The following is an 18,046-nucleotide window of genomic DNA, read 5'->3' as shown; positions in this document are numbered from 1 at the left end:
AGCATCGCGGACCTGTCCCGTGTTCCCGCGGCAGGGGACAGGAACGGAGTGTCCTGCGTCATGCCGTGTCCTCCCGCGGGGGAGTCAGCGGCGCGAAACGCCGAACAGGCCGGTGCACGCGGGCTTTCCGCCCACCTTGGCGCACGCCTGCGCCCCGCGCGGGTTCGAGGCGGCCAGCATCGGGCTGGTGTAACCGTCCGACTTGTCACCCTGGTAGGTGGCGGACAGCTCGTCCTGGCCGGACCTGATCGAGATCTCCCGCGCGCCGCCGGCCCGGGTGCGCACCTCGGACCAGACCGTGGCGCAGGACGGGGAGAAACGCAGCAGCACGACTTGCGCGGCCTCGGCGACGCTGCTCACCGTACGCGCGTCACGACCGCAGGTCTCGGAGGTCGGGAACTCCCCCTGGCAGCCGCTGCCGCGACAGGAGGCGGCCGTCCGGGGCGCCGCCGCCTCGTCGAAGTCCAGGACGTCCGCCGCACCCGCGGTGACCGCCACCGTGGCGGCCACCGCGGCGAGGGCGACGAAGGCGCGATTCGCCCGGCGGGGACGACTGGCGCCCTCCGGTGCGGGTGCTGCCGGGCCCGGCGGCTGCTGCGGCACGCTTGCCGCTCTGGACTGGGCCCGGGCCGCGGCGTCCCACAGGGCGAGGAGTGGACCGGGGTCGGCGTCCGCGAGCCGGCCGAGCGCGTCGACCGCTGCGCGCGGCGGGAACTGGTCGCCGTTCAGATAGCGGTGCCAGGTCGACTTGCTGAACGGGGTGGCGGTGGCCAGCGCCGCCAGGCTCAGCCCCGTCCGCTGCTTGAGGGAGCGGAGTCGCTCCACCAGGAGTTGCTCCGCGTCGCCCGAGGAGTCGGGCAGCGGCTGCCTCTTGACCATCACGTGGCTCTCCATCTCGCTCCCTCGCCGTGCCGGGGGTGACCGCCGTGATGTGTTCCCGTGCGAGGCGCCGGGCCACACCACGATCACCGGAATATGAAGGGGAGTTGACCTGCTGTTCTGCCACCGGGAGGCGGTGTGATCGGCTGATTGACCGGTAGTACCTCCCGACGGGGTGACGGACACCCCGTCAGGAGATACCGGATGTCAGGCGCCGAGCGGAGCGGCGCCCTTCAGCACCAGCGGACGGCGCTGCGGTTGTACACGTAGCGCGCGGAGACGTAGCCCTTGTGGTGGGCGAGCTTGTACCAGCGCCGGTTGCCCAGCACGTTGGAGCCCCGCTTCTTGCAGGTGATGGCCACGACGCGGCCGATGGGGCGCGAGCCGATGACCCGGTAGCCGGTTCCCGGTCCGGACCGGACGTTCAGCCGCAGGCGGTGGGTGGCAACGCGGCCCCAGGTGTGGGCCGTGACGTGGTGCCGGGCGTGCGTCGTGACGTGGTGGCGTACATGGGTCGTCACGTGGCGTCGGGCGTGCCGCTTCGGCGCCTTCCGCTGGGAGTGCCGGGCGCCGGGCAGGCCCGGAATCGAGGACTGCGGCGGCGTCGGGTACCAGCTCGGCGTCGAGCTCTGCGTGGGCGTGACCCAGCCGGGAGCCTGCGCTGCCGGGGCGGCGGAGGCGACGGCCGTCACCGGAAAGACGGCGACGGCCGCGATCGCGGCCACCAGACCGTTGCGCAAGGTGCGTCGAATCATGGGATTTCCCTCCGAGTTGACCTGCGGATCACAGGCTGTGATCCAGTCAGCTCGGAGCTTTTCCGGCATAGTTCGCAAAGATGCTGTCCCACTCGTTCCTGGGACGAAGTGGGACAGCATCCAGGAGGTGCATCGACGCTGTGGCGTCCCGGGACGTTACGCCAGCCCGGGACCCCGCACCGGAATGTGGGTGAACGTCGGCTCGGGGGCGGGGTTCTGGAAGAAGTCGTTGCCCTTGTCGTCGACCACGATGAACGCCGGGAAGTCCTCGACCTCGATCTTCCAGACGGCCTCCATGCCGAGTTCCTCGTACTCGACGACCTCGACCTTCTTGATGCAGTCCTGCGCGAGCCGGGCTGCGGGCCCGCCGATGGAGCCGAGGTAGAAGCCGCCGTGCGCGTCGCAGGCGTCCGTGACCTGCTTGCTGCGGTTGCCCTTCGCGAGCATCACCTTGGAGCCGCCCGCGGCCTGGAACTGCTCGACGTAGGAGTCCATGCGGCCGGCGGTCGTCGGGCCGAAGGACCCGGACGCGTACCCCTCGGGCGTCTTGGCCGGGCCCGCGTAGTACACCGGGTGGTCCTTCAGGTACTGCGGCATCTCCTCGCCCGCGTCGAGCCGCTCCTTGATCTTGGCGTGCGCGATGTCGCGGGCCACGACGAGCGGGCCGGAGAGCGAGAGCCGGGTCTTGACCGGGTACTTGGTCAGCTCGGCGAGGATGTCGTCCATGGGCTGGTTGAGGTCGATCTTGACGACGTCACCGGCCTCATCCAGGTGCTCGTCCGTCGTCTCCGGCAGGAAGCGCGCCGGGTCGGTCTCCAGCTGCTCCAGGAAGACACCCTCGGCCGTGATCTTCGCGACGGCCTGGCGGTCGGCGGAGCAGGACACGGCGATGGCGACCGGGCAGGACGCGCCGTGCCGCGGCAGGCGCACCACGCGCACGTCGTGGCAGAAGTACTTGCCGCCGAACTGCGCGCCGATCCCGATCTTCTGCGTGAGCTCGAAGACCTTCTCCTCCAGCTCCTTGTCCCGGAAGCCGTGCCCGAGTTCGGAGCCCTCGGCCGGAATCTCGTCCAGGTAGTGCGCGGAGGCGTACTTCGCGGTCTTCAGGGCGTACTCGGCGCTCGTGCCGCCGACGACGATCGCCAGGTGGTACGGCGGGCAGGCGGCCGTACCGAGCGAACGGATCTTCTCTTCCAGGAACTTCATCATGGAGGCCTCGTTCAGAACGGCCTTCGTCTCCTGGTACAGGAAGCTCTTGTTCGCGGACCCGCCGCCCTTGGCCATGAAGAGGAACTTGTAGGCGCCGCCGTCGGTCGCGTAGAGCTCGATCTGCGCCGGCAGGTTCGAGCCCGTGTTCTTCTCCTCCCACATGGTGAGCGGAGCCATCTGCGAGTAGCGCAGGTTGAGGTTCTTGTACGCGTCGTAGATACCGCGCGAGAGGGCCGCCTCGTCGCCGCCCTCCGTGAGCACGTTCTGTCCGCGCTTGCCCATGACGATGGCCGTGCCGGTGTCCTGACACATGGGCAGGACGCCCGCGGCGGCGATGTTCGCGTTCTTCAGGAGGTCCAGGGCGACGAACTTGTCGTTGCTGGATGCCTCCGGGTCGTCGATGATCCGCCGCAGCTGGGCCAGGTGAGCGGGCCGCAGGTAGTGCTGGATGTCGTGAATGGCCTCCTCGGCGAGCTTGCGCAGCGCCTCGGGCTCGACCTTGAGGAACGTGCGCCCGTCGGCCTCGAAGGCGGAGACACCCTCGGAGGTCACCAGCCGGTACGGGGTGGTGTCCTCTCCCTGGGGGAGCAGATCGGTGTACGCGAACTCAGGCATCTCGCCCATTCCTCACTCGACAGACAGCGGCGTGCCTCCATTGGCAGCGTCCACCAGCGTAGAACCTGGCACGGACACCGAGTCTGTGAGGTAAGGCTCAGTTGCTTGTCCGACATTGTCCACACCCCTAGTCGCGATCTATCGCGTTTGGGTACCCTGCTGCCGTGGACCTTCAGAAGAGCCCCGCCCCGACCGCGCCCACATCGGCGAAGCCGATCGCATCCACGGCGGCCGAGCCGGCCGAGCTCCGTGCCTCCGACGCCGACCGTGACCGGATCGCCGACATCCTGCGCGAGGCCCTCGCCGAGGGGCGCCTGACCCCGGAGGAGCACGCGGAGCGGGTGGAGGGGGTGCTGGCCACGAAGACGGTGGGCGAGCTCGACCACTTCGTACGAGACCTGCCCGCCGCCCACACGGGCCGCGCGACCCCGTCGTACGCCTCCGCGCCCAACCGCCCCACTGTCGACGCGATGCCGGCGGAGGCCGACGAGAACGTGGTGGCGGTCTTCAGCGCCGCCGTCCGCAAGGGCCGCTGGCGCGCGGGCCGGCGTATCCACGCGTACTCGATCTTCGGCAGTGTCGAGATAGACCTCAGCGAGGCGATCTTCGAGTACCAGCAGGTCGTGATCAAGGTGATCTCGGTCTTCGGCAACGTGGAGATCCGCGTCCCGGAGAACGTCTCACTGCGGGGCAACGGCGGCGGGGTGCTGGGCAACTTCGAAGTGGACACGCTGGATTCGGGCGATCCCCACGCGCCGGTCGTCTATGTCGACGGACTGGCCGTGCTGGGCAATGTCGAGGCAAGGCCCAAGCGGGGCAAGCTGATCGCGGACATCCTCGACCGCGTGACGGGCCGTGTGACCGAACGCGTGGCCGACCGGGTGGACCGGAGTTTGCGCAAGCACCTGGACCGTTGACGCTTGTGAATTCGGCGGCTCCGACAGCGAATTGGTCCAGCCGTACGGGCCGTGCCGCGTACGAGAATTCCTGGGCTTCAGAACTCAGTGCATAGGCGCGCGCACAGCGGGTAGGCCTTGCTGCATCGTCTCTTGGAGGGCGCTGTGGACCTTTCCGCGGCGCCCGGCACGCTCGCGAAGCCGTCGTCAGGAGTAGACCGTGCTGCAACCGCCGCATCAGTCTCTGCAGGTAGCTGCCGTTCCGGCCCAGCGGGCGCCAGTGCGGGACAGGGATCAGGAAGCCCCATGGCACACGGAGGCCGTGTGCCGACGAGACGAAGCCGGCCTGTTCTTCGCCCCCTCCAAGGAGCCCACTGCCGCCCGGCTGTCCCGTGAGGAGGCGGCGAAGCGCGTCTGTGCCCGCTGCCCGGTGATGGTCGAGTGCCGCGAACACGCGCTGCTGCAACCCGAGCCGTACGGAGTCTGGGGCGGCCTCACCGCCGCCGAGCGCCGCGTGGTGCTCGCCCGGCGCCGCCGGCGTGAACTGGAACTCAAGAAGGCCGCGCGGGGGACGATAGCGGCGGCCGGCTGACCGGTACGTACGGGAAAGGGGCGCCCCTCCGCACAGGGGCGCCCCTTTTCCGCTGCCCGGCGAACCCGGCCGGAGCTACTTCGCTCGGTCGAAGTCGATCGCGCTGTAGGCGCGCAGCTTGCTGAGCCGATGCTCCGAGGTGATCTGCCGGACCGTGCCCGACTTGGACCGCATGACGATCGACTCGGTCGTGGCCGTCTCGGCGCGGTACCGCACCCCGCGCAGCAGCTCGCCGTCGGTGATGCCGGTGGCGACGAAGAAGACGTTCTCGCCGGAGACCAGGTCGTTCGTGGTCAGCACGCGGTCCAGGTCGTGACCGGCGTCGATCGCCCGCTGCCGCTCCTCGTCGTCCTTGGGCCACAGCTTGCCCTGGATGGTGCCGCCGAGGCACTTGACCGCGCAGGCCGAGATGATGCCCTCGGGGGTGCCGCCGATGCCGAGCAGCAGGTCGATGCCGGTGCCCTCGCGCAGCGCCAGGATCGAGCCGGCCACATCGCCGTCGGTGATCAGCTTGATGCGCGCGCCGGTCTCCCGGATCTCCTTGATGATCCCTTCGTGGCGCGGCCGGTCGAGGATGACGACCGTGACGTCCTCGGGCGCGGAGCGCTTGGCCTTGGCGACCCGCCGGATGTTCACGGAGACGGGCGCGTTGATGTCGACGAAGTCGGCGGCCTCCGGGCCGGTGACCAGCTTGTCCATGTAGAAGACCGCGGACGGGTCGAACATGGTGCCGCGGTCTGCGGCGGCCAGGACGGCGATGGCGTTCGACATGCCCTTGGCGGTGAGCGTGGTTCCGTCGATCGGGTCGACGGCGATGTCGCACTCGGGACCGGTCCCGTCGCCGATGCGCTCTCCGTTGAAGAGCATCGGGGCCTCGTCCTTCTCACCTTCACCGATGACGACGACGCCGTTCATCGAGACGGTGGAGACGAGGGTCCGCATGGCCCTGACGGCGGCGCCGTCGGCACCGTTCTTGTCGCCGCGGCCGACCCAGCGGCCCGCGGCCATGGCGGCGGCCTCGGTGACGCGGACCAGTTCCAGGGCGAGATTTCGGTCGGGGGCCTCCGAAGGGACCTCGAGTTCGGACGGCAGCTGATGATTCTCGGTCATCGAGACGCACCTTTCTGATACGGCGACGGCCGGATGAGGGTGTGTCCCGACTCTATCGTCAGGTCGACAAAATGAGCAGGGGGCCCCACGGATGAGCAGGCCAGGGCACCTGAGACGATAGGTGCGTGGCAGGTATGAAAGGCAAGCAGTCGGTCCGGGACATGATTCTCTCCCTGGGCCTCATCGGGCTCATGGCGGGCGTCATCTACATCTTCATCCCGCACGACGACTCCGAGCCTCCCCTCAAGCGTGTCGACTACCGTGTCGAGCTGCTCACGGCGCGCCGCGCGGCGAGCTATCCCGTCGCGGCGCCCGAGGGTCTGCCCAAGACGTGGAAGGCGACGTCCGTGCGGTACGACGGCTCGGAGTTCGACGCCTGGCACCTGGGTTTCCACGACCCCGACGGCCAGTACGTGGCGATCGAGCAGTCCACTCAGAAGCCGGCCGTGTTCATCGACACGGCCAGCCAGGGCGCCGAGGAATCGAAGACCACCCAGCGGATCGGCGACCAGACGTGGCAGCGGTACACGGGGGGTCGCTACGACGCCCTGGTGCTCAAGGGCAAGGGCTCCACGACGGTGGTGACCGGCACCGCGTCGTTCGCCCAGCTGACGAGGATGGCGCAGGCACTCAAGACCTCCTGATCCCCGCCGTACACGCGAGAAGGGCCCCCGACGCCATTGGCGGGGGCCCTTCTCGCGTGTACGGCGGGGATCAGACCGTCGTGACGACCTCGTCGAACTCCAGGCGCGGGGAGCGCGGGAACCAGGCGTCCTCGCCCGGCTTGCCGATGTTGACGACCATCAGCGGGGTGTGGTCGTCGTCCAGGAACTCCTTCTGGACACCCGCGAAGTCGAGGCCGGTCATCGGACCGGCGGCGAGGCCGGCGGCGCGGATGCCGATGATGAAGTAGGCGGCCTGGAGGGCGCCGTTCAGCGAGGCGTTGCCCTCGCGGACCGCGCGGTCGGCGAAGACGGCGTCCTTGGCCTGCGGGAAGTGCGGGAACAGGGTCGGCAGCTCCTCGTGGAACTCGTTGTCCGCGGAGAGGATCGCGACCAGCGGGGCGGTGGCGGTCTTGGACTGGTTGCCCTCGGCCAAGTGCTTCACGAGGCGCTCACGAGCCTCGGGAGAGCGGACCAGGGTGATGCGCAGCGGCGACTGGTTCATGGAGGTCGGGCCGTACTTGACCAGGTCGTAGATCGCCTGCACCTGCTCGTCGGTCACCGGCTCGTCGGTGAACGTGTTCGCGGTGCGGGCCTCACGGAACAGCAGGTCCTGGGCAGCGAGGTCAAGAACGAGAGACATGTGAAACCTTCTAGGGACGAGCGGGGATCCGGGGGGATCGGCTTGCGGTCTCGAAGGTACGACAAGAAGGTTTAAGGTTCAACCAAAGCCCGCCCGAAGTGATCCACTTCACATGTGCTTCAACTTTCAATAATCCAGCTACTCGGAGTCGGCCGAGCCGCCCGCGCCCTCTTCCTCCTCGGCCAGCGCAGCGTCCAGCCGCGCCCGTGCGCCCTCGAGCCACCGCCGGCACACCTTCGCCAGCTCCTCGCCGCGCTCCCACAGGGCGAGGGACTCCTCCAGGGTCGTACCGCCCGCCTCCAGACGGCGTACCACCTCGATGAGCTCGTCCCGCGCCTGCTCGTACCCGAGCGCCTCGTCCACCTTGCTGGTCATGCGCCCACCCTATGCATCGACTCGTACGGAGAATTCACCCTCGGCGACCCGCGCCCGCAACTCCTCGCCCGCCGCCACCTCGTCCGGCCCCCGGACGGCATGGCCGTCGGCCTTCTGCAGCACCGCGTACCCCCGCTGGAGGGTCGCGGCGGGGGAGAGGGCCACCACGCGCGCGTGGGTGTGCGTCAGCTCCGAGTCGGCGCGGTCCAGGAGGTGCCCGAGGGTGCGCCTGCCGCGGTCCAGCAGGGCGGCGACATGGTCCGCCCGCTCGTCGACCATGCGGTGCGGATCCTCTATCGAGGGCCGGGCCAACGCGTGCGCGAGGCCGCGCTCCTCCCGCTCGATGAAGGACTGGACGCTGCGCCGCGCCCGGTCCCGCAGGAACCGCACCCGCTCGTACTCCTCGCCGACGTCCGGCACGACCTTCTTGGCGGCGTCGGTCGGCGTGGAGGCGCGCAGGTCGGCCACGTGGTCGAGCAGCGGGTTGTCGGGTTCGTGCCCGATGGCCGACACGACCGGAGTGCGACAGGCGGCGACCGCCCGTACGAGCTGCTCGTCCGAGAACGGCAGCAGGTCCTCCACGCTGCCGCCGCCTCGCGCCACGATGATCACGTCGACGTCGTCCAGCGCGTCCAGGTCCTTCACGGCCTGCACGACCTGCGGCACCGCGTGCACGCCCTGCACGGCTACGTTGCGGACCTCGAAGCGGACGGCAGGCCAGCGGTGCCGCGCGTTCTCCAGCACGTCGCGCTCCGCCGCCGAGGCCCGCCCGCACACCAGCCCGATGAGCTGCGGCAGGAAGGGCAGCGGCTTCTTGCGCTCGGCCGCGAACAACCCCTCACTGGCCAGCGACTTCTTCAACTGCTCAAGCCGGGCCAGCAGTTCACCGACCCCCACCGGCTTTATCTCGGCGGCCCGCAGCGACAACTGCCCCCGCGGCGCGTACCACTCCGGCTTCGCGTGTACGACGACACGGGCGCCCTCGCTCACCACGTCGGCGACGGCGTCGAACACCTGTCGATAGCAGGTCACGCTCACCGAGATGTCGTACGACGGATCGCGCAGCGTCAGAAAGACCACACCCGCGCCCGGGCGCCGCGACAACTGGGTGATCTGCCCCTCGACCCACACCGCGCCGAGCCGGTCGATCCACCCCCCGATGAGCCGCGACACCTCACCGACGGGCAGCGGAGCGTCCGCGGACGTGTTGAGAGCCATGCGCCCGAGCGTAACGGCCACCACCGACACCACCCGCACTCCTGAGGCGCGGGTTACGGGAGACCGGCCTCGCGCGCCAATACGCCCATCGCGCGGGCCAGCGCGTCTCGTTCCGCCGTGCTCAGTCCTGCCGTGAGCTCCGAGTCGAGGGCACGCGCGCGTGCCGTGCATTCCGCGAGCAGGGCGCGCCCCTCCTGCGTCAGTCCGAGCCGGTGTCGGCGCCGGTCGTCCGGGTCGCGTACGCGGTCGATGGCGCCCAGCTCTTCCAGCTGGTCGGCGAGCGTCACCACCAGGCTCGGCACGACGCCCATGGTCCGGGCGACGTCCTGCTGCGACGCGGGCGCGCCGGAGCCGAGGACAGAGAGCAGCCCCACGTGCTTGGGCTTCACGCCGAGGTCCTCGACGGCTGCCGTGAAGCGGGCGCCGACCAGGGTGCCGACGGTGCCGAGCCGGAACGTGAGGGTGCCGGTGAGTCCCTCGGGACCGGGTTCGGGAGGGTGGGAGCCCTTGACATCGTTCACGCCGACAATGCTAACTTCCTTGCATCGTTCTCAATTCGAATGATTCGAGGAGTGAATTAAAATGTCCGTGGATCTGTCCCGCTCGCAGAAGTGGGTTCTCGTCGCCAATGCGGCCCTGGCCGCCACCTCGGCCATCGCCTCCCTGGTGGGCGTGGTCGATCCGACCTTGGTGCTGCCGGACGGCAGCTCGGCGGGGGACGGCCTGCGGCTCTATGCGGAAGGCATCGCCGTACGTCAACTCCCACTCACCGCCGCAGTGTTCGTCTCCCTGGGCGGCAGGTACCGGCACCACCTGGTCCCGCTGCTCGCGGTCAGCGCCGCCGCCCAGGCCGGCGACATGGTGATGGGTCTGACCTCAGGCGTACCCGGCATGGCCGTCGGGGGCGGCGTGAGCGCGATGGTGCACCTCGCCTCCGCGGTCTGGCTGGGCAAGCGGCGCGAACCGGCAGCGGTCCTGGCCTGAGCGGCCTCGGGGAAGTGAGGCACGCCTCCCCACGAGGCCCGGCACGGAACCTCGCCGCACTGCCGCATCACCTGAGTGCGTCCAGTACGAGGGCGATGCGGCAGCACGCCGACGCACCGCTCCCCGAGTCCTGGGCTTCGCTCGAACAGGGGCACCCCCATGGCGACGCGGGAACGCACCCCACCTCCCCGAGGCCGCTCAGGGCCTGTCCTTCCCTCGCGCCAAGGACGCGGGATCCTAGGCCTCGGTCCCGTCCCGCCCTCGCTGGGCGAACAGCACGGCCAGCCCCAGCGCCAGCCAGATCGCCCCCACCACCTGAGCGGTGCCGGACGCCTCGACGATCACCGCGATGGTGATCGCGGCGCCCACCACCGGAACCAGCACGTGCCGCCGCCACACCACGGGCCCGCCCCGGCGACGCACGGCGAACCACCCCACCACGCTCGCGTGCAGCAGCGTGAACGCCGTCAGCGCACCGATGTCGACGACCGACACCAGCTTGTCGAGGCCGTCGTCGCGCCGAGCCGCCCACACCGCCGCGACCAGCGTGATGACGGCCGCGCACAGCAGCGCCGCCCGCGGCACCCCCGAGTCGGTCCGCGACAGCGCCCGCGGCAGCCGCCGATCGCGAGCCATGGCGAAGACGAGCCGCCCCGCCGCCGCCTGCCCGGCCAGCGCGGCGAACGCGGCCCCGATCGCCTTGCTCACGGCCACCAGGTTGTGCAGCCACGACCCGACCGAGGAGTCCACGGCGTCGTAGAAGGCCGACCCCTGCTTCCCGGGATCCGCGGCGAGCTGCGCGGACGACAGCGGCTCAAGGAGTGCCACCAGATAACTCTGGACAACGAACAGCACACCCGCCAGCGCCAGACAGAACAGCACCGCCCGGGCCACCTTCTCCGAACCGCCGGTGACCTCCTCCGCGAACGTCGCGATCGCGTCGAAGCCGAGATACGACAGGACGGCGACCGACACGGCGCCGACCACCGCCGACAGGGCGAACGCGCCCTGCGAGCCGTCGCCGGAGAGCGGGGACAGCCACCCGCGGTGGGCCCCGTCACGCGCGAGCATGACGATGGCCGACACGATGAAGACAAGAAGAACCACGATTTCCATCGCGAGCACCAGGAAGCCGACTTGGGCGGCGGCCCGCACACCCCACAGGTTCAACAGCGTGGTGATGACCACGGCGAGTGCCGTCCACACCCACCGGGAGACGCCCGGAACCAGGGAGTTCATCGCGATCCCGGAGAACAGGTACGCCACCGCGGGGATGAGCAAGTAGTCCAGCATCGCCATCCACCCGGCGATGAACCCGGCCGCTTTTCCGAGCGCCACGCGCGCGTAGGCGAACACCGAACCCGCCTGGGGGACGACGCGGACCATCTGGGCGTAGCTGAATGCGGTGAACGCCATCGCGACGGTGGCGACGACGTAGACCAGCGCCACCGCCCCGTGAGACTTGGCGTCGAGGGTCCCGAAGACTCCGACCGGCGCCATGGGGGCGATGAACAGCAGCCCGTAGACGACGAGGTCCCGGAAGCCGAGGCTGCGCCGCAGTTCGTGCTCTGCGTCGGCCGCGCCGGCTGTGGCTGCCGCGGGCTCCGTGTCGGACATCGTGCCTCCCGAGGGTCACGCAGGGCCCCACCCCTCCCGGCTCCGATCAGTCTCCCCAAGGAGGCGATCTTTGACCCCCCGAGCGCGGCCTTACGATGGGGTGCATGACTGCTTCGCCTGGCCGCCGTGTCCTGCTCGCCGCCCCCCGGGGCTACTGCGCGGGCGTGGACCGCGCCGTGATCGCCGTCGAGAAGGCCCTTGAGCAGTACGGGGCCCCGATCTACGTCCGCCACGAAATCGTCCACAACAAGTACGTCGTGCAGACCCTGGAAAAGAAGGGCGCGATCTTCGTCGAGCAGACGGCGGAGGTCCCCGAGGGGTCCATCGTCATGTTCTCCGCGCACGGCGTCGCCCCGGTCGTCCACGACGAGGCGGCGGCCGGCAAGCTCGCCACCATCGACGCGACCTGCCCGCTGGTCACCAAGGTCCACAAGGAAGCCGTCCGTTTCGCGGGCGAGGACTTCGACATCCTCCTCATCGGGCACGAGGGCCACGAAGAGGTCATCGGCACCTCCGGTGAGGCGCCGGACCACATCACCCTGGTCGACGGCCCCGCGGACGTCGCCAAGGTCGAGGTCCGCGACCCCTCCAAGGTGGTCTGGCTCTCCCAGACCACGCTGTCGGTCGACGAGACCATGGAGACGGTAGACGCGCTGAAGGAGAAGTTCCCGCAGCTCATCTCCCCGCCCAGCGACGACATCTGCTACGCGACGCAGAACCGTCAGCTGGCGGTGAAGCAGATGGGCGCGGAAGCGGATCTGGTGATCGTGGTCGGCTCGCGGAACTCCTCCAACTCCAAGCGGCTCGTCGAGGTCGCCAAGCTCGCGGGCGCGCGCGACGCGTTCCTCGTGGACTTCGCCGACGAGATCCAGGAGGCGTGGCTGGAGGGTGTGACGACGGTCGGCGTCACCTCGGGTGCCTCGGTCCCCGAGGTCCTGGTCGAACAGGTCCTGGAGTGGCTGTCGCAGCGCGGCTTCGAGGACGTGGAGATCGTCAAGGCGGCCGAGGAGTCCATCACCTTCTCGCTGCCGAAGGAGCTGCGCCGCGATCTGCGCGCGGAGGCGGCGGCGCTGGTGGAGCAGCGCACGGGCACGGCGCGCTCCGAGGCCTCCTCCGAGAAGTGACTGTCAGTCGTACGACGTAACGTAGGGCCATGCAGATCTTCGGTGTGGACATCGGCGGTTCCGGGATCAAGGGCGCTCCCGTGGACCTGGACCGCGGCGACTTGACGGAGGAGCGCTTCAAAGTGCTCACTCCACATCCGGCGACGCCCGACTCGGTGGCCGACGGCGTGAAGGAGGTCGTCGGGCACTTCGGCTGGACGGGTCCGGTCGGCATCACGTTTCCCGGGGTGGTTACCGGCGGTGCAACCATCCGTACGGCGGCCAATGTCGACAAGAACTGGATCGACACCGACGCGCGGGCCCTGCTGAGCGAGCGGCTGGGCGGCCTTCCGGTGACCGTGTTGAACGACGCGGACGCGGCGGGCGTCGCCGAGATGCAGTTCGGCGCCGGGCACGACCGCCGGGGCACGGTCATCCTCCTCACCTTCGGCACGGGCATCGGCAGCGCGCTCTTCATCGACGGCGAGCTGGTCCCGAACACGGAGCTGGGCCACCTGGAGCTGGGCGGCCACGACGCGGAGAAGCGCGCCTCCACCAAGGCCAAGGAGGACCACGAGCTCACGTGGGAGAACTGGGCCCGCCGCGTCACGAAGTACCTCGCCCACGTGGAGATGCTCTTCTCGCCCGAGCTCTTCATCATCGGCGGCGGCGTCAGCCGTAAGGCCGACAGGTTCCTGCCCCTGATCGAGGGCATCAAGGCGGAGATCGTCCCGGCCCAGCTGCGGAACAACGCGGGGATCGTGGGGGCGGCGATGAGAGCTGTTAAGACGGCGGAGTAGCCGCGGCTCCGAGGACCGAGGCCGGGCTTCCCGGACCTGCTGGGGCCCAGGCCTCCCCGGTGTCGGTGTCGAGCCCGGCTATCCGGTCGGCCGAGACGGACGGGCAGGCGGCAAAGCTCGGCGCGAAGCGGCGGCCTGGGCCCTGCGCTGAGCGGCCCGGCGGCTCATGAGCGCGACCTTGCGGACGGTCACGATCAGCCCCGCGACCAGCGTCCCCCCGTACAGCCACCCCGCCTGCGTGGCCAGCGCGGTGAAGAGCCCCATGACACGGCCCCCCATCCCCCCACTGTGCTCGGCGACCGCCAGCAGCCCGAACGTGAACGCGATCGGTACGACGACGGGCGCGGTCACAAGGTCCCCCCGCCGCACCCACACCGCGGTCAGCGCACACACGGGCAGGAACAGCACCCCGTACACCACCAGCGACGCCCCGAACAGCAACTCGTCCAGGCAGCCGAGCGCGAACATCGACGCACAGCAGAACAGCCCGCTGCCCAGCCCGGTGAGCCGGGGATTCGGCATCCGCCGCACCCCATGGACCAGCGGCGGCGTGGGCTGCCGTGCCACCGGGGCGCCCCGCCGGACGCCGACGTGCGCGCCGCGCCCCCCCTGTGCGGGAACGGGCATGTCGCGTCGCGATCTGGGCCGAGGGGGACGCGTCCTGTGTTGCTCCACTGGACCAACTTAGGTCGGTTTATGTGTGGAATAGCCCCTCAGACACGCCGATGGGTAGACCTTGGCCATGCGTTCGATCCGTCGCCGGTGCGGGCTCGGTCACGCCGTAGACTGGTGGATCGGCCCGCGCTCTCCGAGGGCCTTTCGCCCATCCTCACGTACGGGAAGTCGCAACGTGTCGCTCACGATCGGAATCGTCGGTCTGCCGAATGTCGGCAAGTCGACCCTGTTCAACGCCCTGACCAAGAACGACGTGCTCGCGGCCAACTACCCGTTCGCCACGATCGAGCCGAACGTGGGCGTGGTGGGCGTCCCGGACGCCCGCCTCACCAGGTTGGCCGAGATCTTCGGTTCGCAGCGCGTCCTCCCGGCGACCGTCGACTTCGTCGACATCGCGGGCATCGTGAAGGGCGCTTCGGAGGGTGAGGGCCTGGGCAACAAGTTCCTCGCGAACATCCGCGAGTCCGACGCGATCTGCCAGGTCATCCGCGCCTTCAAGGACGAGAACGTCGTGCACGTCGACGGCAAGGTCTCGCCGAAGGACGACATCGAGACGATCAACACCGAGCTGATCCTCGCCGACCTCCAGACGATCGAGAAGGTCCTGCCGCGTCTCCAGAAGGAGTCGCGCATCAAGAAGGACGTCGCTCCCAAGGTCGCGGCGGTCGAGGCGGCGAAGGAGATGCTGGAGAAGGGCGACACCCTCTTCTCGCAGGGGATCGTCCAGGGCTCCGGCAACGAGGAGCTGCTGCACGACCTGCACCTGCTGACCACCAAGCCGTTCCTGTACGTCTTCAACGTGGACGAGGACGAGCTGGTCGACGACGACTTCAAGGCCGAGCAGCGCGCCCTGGTCGCCCCCGCCGAGGCGATCTTCCTCAACGCCAAACTGGAGGCGGACCTCGCCGAGCTCGACGAGGAGGACGCGATGGAGCTCCTGGAGTCGGTGGGCGCCGAGGAGCCCGGCCTCACGACCCTGGCCCGCGTCGGCTTCAACACCCTCGGCCTGCAGACGTACCTGACGGCCGGCCCCAAGGAATCCCGCGCCTGGACCATCAAGAAGGGCGCCACCGCCCCCGAGGCCGCCGGTGTCATCCACACCGACTTCCAGAAGGGCTTCATCAAGGCCGAGGTCATCTCCTTCCACGACCTCGTCGAGACGGGCTCGGTCGCCGAGGCCCGTGCCAAGGGCAAGGCCCGTATGGAAGGCAAGGACTACGTCATGCAGGACGGCGACGTGGTCGAGTTCCGCTTCAACGTCTGACGCACCTCAAGCGTGGGCCGAGTCCTTCGGGGCTCGGCCCTTTCGTCTGTCCGAGGTCTACCGGTACGGCTCTCCAGAAGCTCCTTGAGTTTCTGCTCGTCCCTCGGTATCTCCCTGCGTGCCTTCGGACGGACGACCAGCGGCACCAGCAGCTTGCCCAGGCCATGACCCTCGAAGTCGAGGTCGATCGACTGTCAGTGCCGCGTGGAAGGATGCGCGCATTGGGGCGGACGGCACATGAGGGGTGTCATGGCGGGTGTCGAGGAGGCGGCGGGCGGACCGGCCCGGGTGCGCGGCGGTCCCGGCGGGGAGGAACCGCCGGTCGGACGCAAGGCGCGTGCCCTGCTCGCGGAAGCCGCGCGGCTGCACGAGTCCGCGCTCAGCGTGCTCGCCGATCACGCCCGTGCCCTGGAAGCGGTGCGCGCGGCACTGGCGCCGCTCCAGGCCGAACTCGTCGCCAAGGAGCTGGAGTCGATCCCCGTCTCACGGCTGAAGGACGTCACCGAGGGGCGGCTGCGCCTCGGGGCCGTCGAGGCGGCCGGGCTCGCCTCGGTGCGCGCGGTGTACGAGGCGAGCCGTTACGAGTTGCGGCAGATCCCGGGCGTCGGTGCCCAGACCGCCGACCAGGCGCTCGCCGCCGCGCGCCAGATCGCCAGGGCGGTCGAAGACACAGTCTCCGTACGCCTGGACGTGGACAGCCCCGAGCCCCGCACCACCACCCTGGTTGTCGCGCTGCGCAGGCTCGTCGAGGCCGGGCCCGAGCTGCGGCGCGCGGTGGATGCCGCCCAGCGGCTCGACGAGCGGCTCGGCGCGCTGCTGCCCGAGGCCCGGCCTGCCGCCGGATGGCTGCGTCTGGCGGTCACAGGGCGGCGCCGACGGCGGAGCGCGTTCGCGGCGGTCGCCGGGATCCGCGAGCTGACGGCCGACGCCGCCGCCCGGGACGTACGACTGCTGCTCGCGCAGGCGTCCACTGACCTGCTGCGGGAACCGGCCTCCGACATCGAGGCCTGGGTCGACTTCGAGCTGCGCTCCACGGAGTACTACAGCCAGCTCGCCGAGATCTCCGAGCACACGGCGGACGTCGAGGCCGCCGAGGGCTTCCTGCCGTCGGAGGTCGCCGAGCGTGTCCACGGGCAGACCCTCGATGACACCCACCGCCGGGTCTCGCTGCGCGGCTACCAGTCCTTCGGCGCCCGTTTCGCGCTGGCCCAGCGCCGGGTCGTGCTCGGCGACGAGATGGGGCTCGGCAAGACCGTCCAGGCCATCGCCGTGCTCGCCCACCTCGCGGGGGAGGGGCACAGCCACTTCCTGGTGGTGTGCCCGGCCAGCGTGCTGATCAACTGGACCCGCGAGATCCGTGCGCGCAGCACCCTGCGGGCCCTGCCGGTGCACGGCGCCGACCGGCAGGACGCGTACGCCGAGTGGCGGGAGCGCGGCGGCGTCGCGATCACCACGTACGACGTGCTGCACAGCCTGCCCATGCCCAACGGAAACGGCCTGCCCACGCAGAACGGAAGAAACGGCCTGCCCACGCAGAACGGAAGAAACGGCCTGCCCACGCAGAGCGGAAGAAACGGCCTGCCCGGGAGCGACAGAAGAAACGGCCTGCCAGCGCCCAACGGCGCGAAGCCGGGGGCCTCCCACGGCGCGGCGGCGCCCGGGATGCTCGTCGTCGACGAGGCCCACTACGTGAAGAATCCGGACGCCCGCCGCTCCAAGGCCGTCGCGGCCTGGACCGACCACTGCGACCGCGTCCTGTTCCTCACGGGTACGCCGATGGAGAACCGCGTCGAGGAGTTCCGCAGCCTCGTCCGCTACCTCCGCCCCGAGCTGTTGCCGGAGATCCGGAACAGCAGCGCGGCCGCCGGTCCGCACGCCTTCCGCAAATCCGTCGCCCCGGCCTATCTGCGCCGCAACCAGCAGGACGTCCTTACCGAACTGCCCGCGCTGCTCCAGGTCGACGAGTGGGAGGAGTTCAGCGCGGCCGACCAGGAGGCCTACCGGAAGGCTGTCGAGGCCGGGAACTTCATGGCGATGCGCAGGGCCGCGTACGCCGACGCGGAGAAGTCCGCCAAGCTCCAGCGACTGCGCGAGCTGGTGTCCGAAGCGGCGGTGAACGGACTGAAGGTGGTCGTGTTCTCGTACTTCCGCGACGTGCTCGCCACGGTCCGGGAGACCTTGGACATGGCCGCCCGACGAACCCCGGGCAAGGGCGTGTTCGGGCCGATATCGGGGAGCGTGCCCGCGGCCCACCGCCAGCGTCTCGTCGACGAGTTCGCGGCGGCCGACGGGCACGCGGTGCTGCTCTGCCAGATCGAGGCCGGCGGCGTCGGCCTCAATCTCCAGGCGGCGTCCGTGGTCGTCCTCTGCGAGCCCCAGGTCAAACCGACCCTGGAGCACCAGGCCGTGGCCCGTGCCCATCGCATGGGCCAGGTCCGCCCGGTCCAGGTGCACCGCCTCCTCGCGACCGACAGCGTGGACGACCGTCTCCTGCGGATCCTGCGGAACAAGGACCGGCTCTTCGACGCCTACGCCCGCCGCAGTGACATGGCGGAGGCGACACCGGACGCGGTCGACGTGTCGGACGACGGGCTCGCGCGACGCATCGTCGAGGAGGAGCAGCTGCGGCTGGCCGCACAGGGCTGAGCG

18 protein-coding genes are annotated in these 18,046 nt (G+C 69.9%); 8 read left to right on the top strand and 10 right to left on the bottom strand.

Annotated features, from left to right (window positions below):
• Positions 1-84: 84 nt before the first annotated feature.
• The 3 genes from ACZ4RZ_RS01980 to ACZ4RZ_RS01970 form a co-directional block, all read right to left on the bottom strand.
• The gene (locus ACZ4RZ_RS01980) at positions 85-894 is read right to left on the bottom strand and encodes a helix-turn-helix domain-containing protein (protein ID WP_467741079.1); all 810 of its coding nucleotides are present in this window, start codon (positions 892-894) and stop codon (positions 85-87) included.
• A gap of 218 nt (positions 895-1,112) precedes the next feature.
• Complete coding sequence (locus ACZ4RZ_RS01975) at positions 1,113-1,634, bottom strand: SH3 domain-containing protein (RefSeq protein WP_467741078.1); 522 nt, start codon at positions 1,632-1,634, stop codon at positions 1,113-1,115.
• 156 nt (positions 1,635-1,790) lie between these two features.
• A complete protein-coding gene (locus ACZ4RZ_RS01970; RefSeq protein ID WP_467741076.1) occupies positions 1,791-3,458 on the bottom strand; it encodes a fumarate hydratase in 1,668 nt (555 codons plus the stop codon).
• Positions 3,459-3,622: 164 nt separating this feature from the next.
• Here ACZ4RZ_RS01970 and ACZ4RZ_RS01965 point away from each other — a divergent pair, with 164 nt between their 5' ends.
• On the top strand, positions 3,623-4,375 hold the full coding sequence (locus ACZ4RZ_RS01965) for a DUF1707 SHOCT-like domain-containing protein (RefSeq protein ID WP_467741075.1): 753 nt from the start codon (positions 3,623-3,625) through the stop codon (positions 4,373-4,375).
• 199 nt (positions 4,376-4,574) lie between these two features.
• On the top strand, positions 4,575-4,946 hold the full coding sequence (locus tag ACZ4RZ_RS01960; protein ID WP_099499641.1) for a WhiB family transcriptional regulator: 372 nt from the start codon (positions 4,575-4,577) through the stop codon (positions 4,944-4,946).
• Between the two features lie 75 nt (positions 4,947-5,021).
• Here ACZ4RZ_RS01960 and glpX read toward each other — a convergent pair whose 3' ends face one another.
• Complete coding sequence (glpX, locus tag ACZ4RZ_RS01955; RefSeq protein WP_467741072.1) at positions 5,022-6,056, bottom strand: class II fructose-bisphosphatase; 1,035 nt, start codon at positions 6,054-6,056, stop codon at positions 5,022-5,024.
• A 125-nt stretch (positions 6,057-6,181) separates the two neighbouring features.
• On the opposite strand from glpX, the gene ACZ4RZ_RS01950 reads away from it, so the two are divergent.
• Positions 6,182-6,700 carry a DUF4245 domain-containing protein gene (locus ACZ4RZ_RS01950; protein WP_467741071.1) on the top strand — a complete coding sequence of 173 codons (519 nt, stop codon included), beginning with the start codon at positions 6,182-6,184 and terminating at the stop codon, positions 6,698-6,700.
• 70 nt (positions 6,701-6,770) lie between these two features.
• Here ACZ4RZ_RS01950 and ACZ4RZ_RS01945 read toward each other — a convergent pair whose 3' ends face one another.
• The 4 genes from ACZ4RZ_RS01945 to ACZ4RZ_RS01930 form a co-directional block, all read right to left on the bottom strand.
• Positions 6,771-7,361 (bottom strand): malonic semialdehyde reductase, encoded by a 591-nt coding sequence (locus tag ACZ4RZ_RS01945; protein WP_467741069.1) that lies wholly within the window; start codon positions 7,359-7,361, stop codon positions 6,771-6,773.
• A gap of 138 nt (positions 7,362-7,499) precedes the next feature.
• A complete protein-coding gene (locus ACZ4RZ_RS01940) occupies positions 7,500-7,736 on the bottom strand; it encodes an exodeoxyribonuclease VII small subunit (protein WP_467741067.1) in 237 nt (78 codons plus the stop codon).
• Between the two features lie 9 nt (positions 7,737-7,745).
• A complete protein-coding gene (gene xseA / locus ACZ4RZ_RS01935) occupies positions 7,746-8,954 on the bottom strand; it encodes an exodeoxyribonuclease VII large subunit (RefSeq protein WP_467741065.1) in 1,209 nt (402 codons plus the stop codon).
• Between the two features lie 53 nt (positions 8,955-9,007).
• Entirely contained in the window at positions 9,008-9,475 is a 468-nt protein-coding gene (locus tag ACZ4RZ_RS01930) for a MarR family winged helix-turn-helix transcriptional regulator (RefSeq protein ID WP_467741063.1), read from the bottom strand.
• A gap of 61 nt (positions 9,476-9,536) precedes the next feature.
• On the opposite strand from ACZ4RZ_RS01930, the gene ACZ4RZ_RS01925 reads away from it, so the two are divergent.
• Positions 9,537-9,938, top strand: a complete 402-nt coding sequence (locus ACZ4RZ_RS01925) for a hypothetical protein (protein ID WP_467741061.1) — start codon at positions 9,537-9,539, stop codon at positions 9,936-9,938.
• A gap of 237 nt (positions 9,939-10,175) precedes the next feature.
• On the opposite strand, the gene ACZ4RZ_RS01920 is transcribed toward ACZ4RZ_RS01925, so the two are convergent.
• Complete coding sequence (locus ACZ4RZ_RS01920) at positions 10,176-11,555, bottom strand: APC family permease (protein WP_467741059.1); 1,380 nt, start codon at positions 11,553-11,555, stop codon at positions 10,176-10,178.
• Between the two features lie 95 nt (positions 11,556-11,650).
• Between ACZ4RZ_RS01920 and ACZ4RZ_RS01915 the strand changes: the two genes are divergently transcribed.
• On the top strand, positions 11,651-12,679 hold the full coding sequence (locus tag ACZ4RZ_RS01915; RefSeq protein WP_467741057.1) for a 4-hydroxy-3-methylbut-2-enyl diphosphate reductase: 1,029 nt from the start codon (positions 11,651-11,653) through the stop codon (positions 12,677-12,679).
• A gap of 29 nt (positions 12,680-12,708) precedes the next feature.
• A complete protein-coding gene (gene ppgK, locus ACZ4RZ_RS01910) occupies positions 12,709-13,458 on the top strand; it encodes a polyphosphate--glucose phosphotransferase (RefSeq protein WP_467741055.1) in 750 nt (249 codons plus the stop codon).
• 78 nt (positions 13,459-13,536) lie between these two features.
• Here ppgK and ACZ4RZ_RS01905 read toward each other — a convergent pair whose 3' ends face one another.
• Positions 13,537-13,980 carry a DUF6542 domain-containing protein gene (locus ACZ4RZ_RS01905; protein WP_467741053.1) on the bottom strand — a complete coding sequence of 148 codons (444 nt, stop codon included), beginning with the start codon at positions 13,978-13,980 and terminating at the stop codon, positions 13,537-13,539.
• 328 nt (positions 13,981-14,308) lie between these two features.
• Between ACZ4RZ_RS01905 and ychF the strand changes: the two genes are divergently transcribed.
• A complete protein-coding gene (gene ychF / locus ACZ4RZ_RS01900) occupies positions 14,309-15,397 on the top strand; it encodes a redox-regulated ATPase YchF (RefSeq protein ID WP_467741052.1) in 1,089 nt (362 codons plus the stop codon).
• 249 nt (positions 15,398-15,646) lie between these two features.
• Positions 15,647-18,043: an SNF2-related protein gene (locus tag ACZ4RZ_RS01895; RefSeq protein ID WP_467741050.1), complete on the top strand. Its 2,397-nt coding sequence runs from the start codon at positions 15,647-15,649 to the stop codon at positions 18,041-18,043.
• The last annotated feature ends 3 nt before the right edge of the window (positions 18,044-18,046 follow it).

It is taken from the genome of Streptomyces sp. NPDC027189 (assembly GCF_055566975.1).
This window is presented reverse-complemented; position numbering and strand designations above follow the sequence as displayed.

Bases quoted from the DNA above. Each gene is read 5' to 3' on its own strand.
- ACZ4RZ_RS01980 (WP_467741079.1), bottom strand. From the start codon at position 894: ATGGAGAGCCACGTGATGGTCAAGAGGCAGCCGCTGCCCGACTCCTCG.
- ACZ4RZ_RS01975 (WP_467741078.1), bottom strand. From the start codon at position 1,634: ATGATTCGACGCACCTTGCGCAACGGTCTGGTGGCCGCGATCGCGGCC.
- ACZ4RZ_RS01970 (WP_467741076.1), bottom strand. From the start codon at position 3,458: ATGCCTGAGTTCGCGTACACCGATCTGCTCCCCCAGGGAGAGGACACC.
- glpX (WP_467741072.1), bottom strand. From the start codon at position 6,056: ATGACCGAGAATCATCAGCTGCCGTCCGAACTCGAGGTCCCTTCGGAG.
- ACZ4RZ_RS01945 (WP_467741069.1), bottom strand. From the start codon at position 7,361: ATGTCTCTCGTTCTTGACCTCGCTGCCCAGGACCTGCTGTTCCGTGAG.
- ACZ4RZ_RS01940 (WP_467741067.1), bottom strand. From the start codon at position 7,736: ATGACCAGCAAGGTGGACGAGGCGCTCGGGTACGAGCAGGCGCGGGAC.
- xseA (WP_467741065.1), bottom strand. From the start codon at position 8,954: ATGGCTCTCAACACGTCCGCGGACGCTCCGCTGCCCGTCGGTGAGGTG.
- ACZ4RZ_RS01925 (WP_467741061.1), top strand. From the start codon at position 9,537: ATGTCCGTGGATCTGTCCCGCTCGCAGAAGTGGGTTCTCGTCGCCAAT.
- ACZ4RZ_RS01920 (WP_467741059.1), bottom strand. From the start codon at position 11,555: ATGTCCGACACGGAGCCCGCGGCAGCCACAGCCGGCGCGGCCGACGCA.
- ACZ4RZ_RS01915 (WP_467741057.1), top strand. From the start codon at position 11,651: ATGGGGTGCATGACTGCTTCGCCTGGCCGCCGTGTCCTGCTCGCCGCC.
- ppgK (WP_467741055.1), top strand. From the start codon at position 12,709: ATGCAGATCTTCGGTGTGGACATCGGCGGTTCCGGGATCAAGGGCGCT.
- ACZ4RZ_RS01905 (WP_467741053.1), bottom strand. From the start codon at position 13,980: ATGCCGAATCCCCGGCTCACCGGGCTGGGCAGCGGGCTGTTCTGCTGT.
- ACZ4RZ_RS01895 (WP_467741050.1), top strand. From the start codon at position 15,647: ATGGCGGGTGTCGAGGAGGCGGCGGGCGGACCGGCCCGGGTGCGCGGC.